The following is a 6,419-nucleotide window of genomic DNA, read 5'->3' as shown; positions in this document are numbered from 1 at the left end:
CAGCGGAATCACCCAGAACCTCAGCCAGACCGACATCGCCCGCATGGCCCGCGGCGGCACCACCGGACTCACCACCGAAGAAGGTCTTGCCCTCTTCGACACCGCTCAGGGCGTGGGACGTCCGCATGTGATGCCGGTGCGCATGGATCTGACGTCCCACCAGGCCCATCCGGAAGTGCCGGTCCCGCCAATGCTGCGGAACTTGATACGTACGCCTCTCCGCAAGGCCGCGACCGGGCAGAGCGGCGCGAAGCAATGGCGGGACCGGCTTCTGGGGGCGAGCCCGGAGGAGCGTGAGCGGCTTCTGCTGGACCTCGTCCGCACCGCGACCGCGACCGTGCTGGGGCACAGGGACTCCGGAGACATCGACCTCGAAGGCGAATTCCTCGAAATGGGGTTGGATTCTCTGACGGCCGTCGAGCTTCGGAACCAGCTCGGCAGCGCTACGGGGCTGCGGCTGTCCACGACGATGGTCTTTGACCATCCGACTCCGGCCGATCTCGCGGTTCATCTCGCAGACGAGCTGAATACCCTCGCGGCCAGCTCTCCCGGCTCTCCCAACCCTCCCAACCCTCCCAGCGCTCCCAGTTCTTCCAGTACTCCCAGCGCCGCGGAGTCCAACTCCGCCGGCACCCACGCCGTGCTGGCGGAGATCGAAAAGCTCCGGGAAACGCTTTCCCTCGCGTCACTGGTCAATGAGGATCGTTCCCTGGCGCTTGGCCGACTGGAGGACGTGCTCAACCAATTCGCAAAGCAGGACCAGGACCAGGAGCACGACCAGGACCCTGCCCAGGCGTCTCGCGGTGAAGGAGCCGAGATGAGTCCAAGCGAAGGCATCGACGTACTCAGTTGACCTCTGAGGGGCCTCCGTGGCCACGAGTGGCCAATCTGGCCATAAGTGGCCACCGGCCCCAATGACAAGTACCCAGCGAATGCGTGAGCCCGAATTCCCAGGTCATCCGCTGTGATCAACGATGCAGGAAGGCTATCTTTGGGCTGCGGAAAACCAGAAGTGCATTGCCCGCCGACAGCCTACTGACAGCGTGCCGAAAGCATGCCGACAGTGAATTATCCGGTGTCTGGCAACCCTTGTCCGAGCCGCCTGACCATGGTTAGAGTCGGCAGCGCGGACGCCCGAGTCACATATGACGGATCCAACGGGGAAGTGGTGTCGATGGAATTCAGCGTCTTGTACTTTGCGAACCGCGAGGTCACTGATGCGTCCGCGGAATACGACCTGCTCCTGGATACGGCGCGGTTTGCCGATGAGCACGGCTTCAGGGCGCTCTGGATGCCTGAGCGGCATTTTCATCGGTTCGGCGGCGCGTATCCGAATCCGGCGCTGACGGCCGCGGCCCTCGCCACCGTGACGCGCAACATACGGCTGCGTGCGGGAAGCGTGGTCGTCCCTCTCCACGATCCGCTGGAAGTCGTGGAGAACTGGTCACTGGTGGACAACCTCTCCCGCGGTCGCGTCGATCTTGCCTTCGGCACGGGATGGGCGCCCAATGATTTCGTCCTGGCGCCGGACCGTTACCAGGAGCGCCGAAAGCTGACGATGGACGGGATCGAGGAGATTCGCGGTCTGTGGCGCGGGGAGCCGGTGAAACGGGTCAATGGAGAGGGCGACAGCGTCGAGATCCTCAGCTACCCTCGCCCGATGCAGCCGGAGCCCGGTCTCTGGATGACGTGTTCCAGCAGCCGGGCCACGTTCGAGGAGGCCGGTGCGCGCGGCCTGAACATCCTCACCGCTCTGCTCTTCCAGAAGGTGGAGGAAGTGGCGGCGAACATCGAGGTGTACCGGGCGGCCCGCGCCAAGAACGGTCTCGATCCGGCAGGCGGCACGGTCACCCTGATGATGCACACCTTCGCGGGCGAGAGCGACAAGCAGGTACGTGACATCGTGAAGGAGCCCTTCAAGGCGTATCTCAAGTCCTCCTTCGACCTCTGGCGCAATCAGTGGAGTGATCTGAAGGGCGTGGACCAGGAGCAGGTGGTCAACTTCGCCTTTGAACGCTACTTCCGCACCGCATCGCTGTTCGGCTCCGTCGACAAGTGTGTCCAGTCCGTGGAAAAGCTGGCCCAGGCCGGCGTGAACGAAGTCGCCTGCCTTGTGGACTTCGGTGTGACTGGCGATGAGATTCGCGCGGCCCTGCCCTATCTCGACCAGGTCAGGAGCCGTGTCCAGGCGGGGACGTGAGCCGACGGAGACGCCGTCCGCGACCCCCAACGCATTCCCTCCGGGGTCCCCGCGACCCCCTCCACGCCCCTCCGAGGTGAAGGAAGACATGTCGTACGACGCTGATGTCATCGTGGTCGGTGCGGGGCTGGCCGGTCTGGTCGCCGCGGCCGAACTGGCCGACGCGGGCCGTAAGGTCATCGTGCTCGACCAGGAGGGCGAGAACTCGCTGGGCGGTCAGGCGTTCTGGTCCTTCGGCGGTCTCTTCCTCGTGGACTCACCGGAGCAGCGTCGCATGGGCATCCGGGACAGCCGTGAGCTGGCGCTCCAGGACTGGCTCGGGAGCGCCGAATTCGACCGGCCCGAGGACCACTGGCCACGTCGCTGGGCGGAGGCGTACGTGGACTTCGCCGCCGGGGAGCAGCGGTCCTGGCTCAGGGAGCAGGGAGTGCGTTTCTTCCCGCTCGTCAGCTGGACCGAACGAGGTGGCTACGCGGCGTCCGGGCACGGCAATTCGGTGCCGCGGTTCCACATCACCTGGGGCACCGGGCCCGGTCTGCTGGAGCCCTTCGTGCGCAGGGTCCGGGCCGCCCGGGCCCGGGGGCTGGTCGAGTTGCGGTACCGCCACCGGGTCACCGGGCTGTCGCGCACCGCCGGGTCCGTGGACACGGTGTCCGGTGACCTGCTGGCGCCCGACGAGGTGCCACGGGGAGCGGCCAGCTCACGGGAGGTGGCGGGCGCCTTCGAACTCCGTGCCCAGGCGGTCATCATCACCTCCGGTGGCATCGGCGGCAACGACGATCTCGTCCGCAGGAACTGGCCGGAGCGGCTGGGCAACCCCCCTCGGCGGATGATCGCCGGCGTTCCCGCCTACGTCGACGGGCACATGCTCGAGGTGACGGAGAAGGCCGGGGGACGGGTCATCAACGGCGACCGGATGTGGCACTACAACGAGGGGGTCCAGAACTGGGATCCCATCTGGCCCCGCCACGGTATCCGCATTCTGCCGGGCCCCTCGTCCCTCTGGCTGGATGCCACGGGGAAGCGGCTGCCGGTGCCGCTCTTCCCCGGGTACGACACCTTGGGCACGCTCAAGCACATCATGAGCACGGGCTACGACTACTCGTGGTTCGTACTGACCCAGAAGATCATCGAGAAGGAGTTCGCCCTCTCGGGATCGGAGCAGAACCCCGACCTCACGGGGAAGAGCATCCGGGGTGTGCTCGGCAGGCTCCGCCCCGGCCCGCCCGGCCCCGTGGAGGCGTTCCGGCAGCACGGTGTGGACTTCGTGGTGGAGCGGGAGCTGGCCTCGCTGGTGCGCGGGATGAACGCGCTGACCGACGAGCCGCTGATCGACGAGGCCGAGCTCCGCCGCGAGATCGTCGCCCGTGATCGCGAGACGGTCAACAAGTTCTCCAAGGACCTTCAGATCAACGCGATCCGGGCAGCGGGAAACTACCTCGGCGACAAGCTGGGGAAGGTGGCGCCGCTGCACAGGCTGCTGGATCCCAAGGCCGGTCCGCTCATCGCGGTGCGGCTGAACATCATCACCCGCAAGTCACTCGGTGGTCTGGAGACCGACCTGTCCAGCCGGGTGCTGACCGGCACCGGCGAGCCCCTTCCGGGTGTCTACGCCGCGGGTGAGGTGGCCGGATTCGGCGGTGGCGGAGTGCACGGCTACCGCTCGCTGGAAGGGACGTTCCTCGGTGGATGTCTGCTGTCCGGCCGTGCGGCGGGCCGGGCCGCGGCGCGGGCCGTGGGCTGAACGCGGAAGCGAGGCGCCGGGAAGTGGCGCACAGGGCAACACAAGGCGCCGGGCAAACGGCGCGACCAGTGACCAGTGACCAGTGACCAGTGACCAATGACCAGCGGCCAGTGACCAGCACACCACTTGACGCATCGGAGAGGCAGTTCGGATGTCAACGGCGGCACAGAGCAATATCGCTCAAGTAGGGGACCGTTACGACGAGTTCAGCGCGCTGCACGCCGTGCTGAGCGACAGCGACCTGCCCGTGGGAAGCAATCTGCACCTCGGGTACTGGAACGACGAGCACGACGAGGCCGACCTGGCCACCGCCACCGAGCAGCTGACGCGGCAGATGCTCAAGCGGCTGGCGCCCCGGCCCGGACAGCGGATCCTCGACGTGGGCTGCGGAGTGGGCCAGCCCGCGATGAGCCTGGCCCGCGCCTGTGACGTCGAGGTGCACGGCATCTCGGTCAGCCGCCGTCAGGTGGAGCAGGCCACCGCGCGCGCGAGTGAGGCCGGACTGGCGGACCGGGTGCGCTTCGAGTACGCCAACGCCATGCAACTGCCGTACCCCGACGCCTCGTTCGACGCGGCATGGCTCTTCGAGTCGCTCATCCACATGCCGGAGAAGGAGCGCGCGCTGAAAGAGGTGGCGCGGGTGCTCAAGCCGGGCTCCCGGCTGGCCGTCGCCGATATGTTCCACCGCCCCGGGCATGACTGGCCGCTCGAGGGAAGTGAGATCGTCACGGCGGTCGACCTCGACGACTACCGGGAACTGTTCGACCGGGCGGGCCTCCGGCTGCTGGAGATCGACGATGTGTCGGATCACACGATCGTGCCGTTGCCCATTCAGGCCAAGCTCAAGGATCTGCTCGCGCCGCATCGTGAGGCCCTGGTACGGGCGGTCGGCGAGGGGCTCGTCAATCAGCTGATCGGGCCCGAGGAGGGCGTGGAAGCGCGGCCCGGCGGAGGGCTCCCCGGTTATGTGCTGATCGCCGGAGAACGTCCGTAGAGCCGAGCGGTCCACCCGCGGTCCGCGGTCGGTCGGTATCGCCCACTCATCCCGGTTGTCATTCGTTGCGGCGCCAGGAGTCCGACGTGATAATCGAATTGACTTGGTGATCTTCTGGGGGTTGGATGCTCAAGGAACGGGGACTTGAATGGCGTGCGGTTGCCGTGTATCGGCTTTCGCTTCTTCAACCTTCACTCGATGTCGGTGAGATAGCGCGCCGACTCGACCTTTCCGAGGCCGAAGTCCGCGCGGTCCACGCGGAGCTGGCCGAACACCCGCTGGTGGCTGGGCGGGCCGCCCTGACCTCCGAAGACTCCGGTCGCCGCGAGGAGCTGGGGCCCGGGGACGACCTCACGGCGCGCCGGTGGCAGATAGCGAAGGCCCGATCCATGGTCTCCTCGGTGACCCGGAATTACGAGGCCGGTGAGGAATACGTCGGCGCCGTCCGGCGGTTCGACGGGGCCGATGCCGTGCATACGCGGCTGCGTGAGTTGTGCGGACGGGCCGCCAAGGAGTGCCGCATCTTCTCCTCTTCCTATGTCCAGCTTCCGAATTCCGTGGAGCAGGGAAACCAATGGGAGCGGGTGGTGGCGGAGCGCGGAATTTCCATCCGGGCCGTTCATCAGGACAGCTTCCGCGGCGATTCCGCCGAGCTGGGGGCCGCCCGGTGGCTCGCCGCGCTCGGCGGGCGGATCCGTACCGTCCCCGTTCTCCCGACCCCCATGGCGCTGGTGGACGAGCACGTCGCCCTGGTGCCACTGGACCCCGAGGACGCCACCCGCGGCGCGCTCGAGCTGAACGGGCACGAGGCGGTGGCGGCACTGCGGACGATCTTCGAACACTTCTGGGTCACGGCCACTCCCTGGGACGAGCCCGCGCAGCGGGACGGGGAGGGGCTCTCGCCCCGGGAGCGGGATCTGCTGCGCCTCCTCGCCAGTGGATTCACCGACGAGTCGATGTGCCGCAAGCTGGGCATCTCGCTGCGCACCGTACGCCGCGCGGTGGCCGATCTGATGGCGCGCCTGGGCGCCCACAGCCGCTTCGAGGCGGGTGTGCAGGCGGTCCGCTGCGGCTGGCTGTGAGGGGTGGCGGCGGGGCGCCCGCCGGCGCACATTCCATCGGCGCAGATTCCATCGGCGCAGATTCCATCGGCCCGGTCCGAAGACAACCAATCGAGCGGCTCGTGAAGTCCGCCCTGTCCCGAGGAGTCAGACGATGACCAATCCGTTCGACAACCCCGACGGCACCTTTCTGGTTCTGGTCAATGACGAGGGTCAGCACTCGCTGTGGCCGGCCTTCGCGGAGGTCCCGGCCGGCTGGGAGGTCGTGGTCCAGGAGACGGATCGCAAGACCTGCCTCGACTACATCGAGGCGAACTGGACCGACATGCGGCCCAAGAGCCTGATCGAGGCGATGAACCGGGCGGAGCGGAACGGGAGTTGACCCCTCCGGGCCCCGACGAGCGGCCCGGAGCACACGAG

The 6,419-nt window shown here is 67.3% G+C and carries 7 protein-coding genes; 6 read left to right on the top strand and 1 reads right to left on the bottom strand.

Annotated elements, in window-relative coordinates; translation table 11 throughout:
* From JK364_RS42930 to JK364_RS42915, 4 genes are all read left to right on the top strand, one after another.
* Window positions 1–853 (top strand): acyl carrier protein (locus tag JK364_RS42930; protein WP_230993343.1); only part of this gene is annotated, 853 nt, incomplete at its 5' end.
* Between the two features lie 321 nt (window positions 854–1,174).
* On the top strand, window positions 1,175–2,200 hold the full coding sequence (locus JK364_RS42925) for a MupA/Atu3671 family FMN-dependent luciferase-like monooxygenase (RefSeq protein WP_201856861.1): 1,026 nt from the start codon (window positions 1,175–1,177) through the stop codon (window positions 2,198–2,200).
* 88 nt (window positions 2,201–2,288) lie between these two features.
* Complete coding sequence (locus tag JK364_RS42920; protein WP_201856860.1) at window positions 2,289–3,944, top strand: FAD-binding dehydrogenase; 1,656 nt, start codon at window positions 2,289–2,291, stop codon at window positions 3,942–3,944.
* A gap of 151 nt (window positions 3,945–4,095) precedes the next feature.
* Complete coding sequence (locus JK364_RS42915; protein ID WP_201856859.1) at window positions 4,096–4,938, top strand: SAM-dependent methyltransferase; 843 nt, start codon at window positions 4,096–4,098, stop codon at window positions 4,936–4,938.
* 191 nt (window positions 4,939–5,129) lie between these two features.
* On the opposite strand, the gene JK364_RS42910 is transcribed toward JK364_RS42915, so the two are convergent.
* Window positions 5,130–5,414: a hypothetical protein gene (locus JK364_RS42910; protein ID WP_201856858.1), complete on the bottom strand. Its 285-nt coding sequence runs from the start codon at window positions 5,412–5,414 to the stop codon at window positions 5,130–5,132.
* Between JK364_RS42910 and JK364_RS57745 the strand changes: the two genes are divergently transcribed.
* The gene (locus tag JK364_RS57745; protein ID WP_201856857.1) at window positions 5,409–6,020 is read left to right on the top strand and encodes a helix-turn-helix transcriptional regulator; all 612 of its coding nucleotides are present in this window, start codon (window positions 5,409–5,411) and stop codon (window positions 6,018–6,020) included. The two genes, JK364_RS42910 and JK364_RS57745, sit on opposite strands and share 6 nt — an antisense overlap.
* A gap of 133 nt (window positions 6,021–6,153) precedes the next feature.
* On the top strand, window positions 6,154–6,381 hold the full coding sequence (locus JK364_RS42900; protein WP_201856856.1) for an MbtH family protein: 228 nt from the start codon (window positions 6,154–6,156) through the stop codon (window positions 6,379–6,381).
* The last annotated feature ends 38 nt before the right edge of the window (window positions 6,382–6,419 follow it).

Source organism: Streptomyces endocoffeicus (assembly GCF_016741935.1).
GTDB lineage: Bacteria > Actinomycetota > Actinomycetes > Streptomycetales > Streptomycetaceae > Streptomyces > Streptomyces endocoffeicus.
Note: the sequence above shows the minus strand (reverse complement) of the source record. Positions and strands in the feature narration are given on the sequence as shown.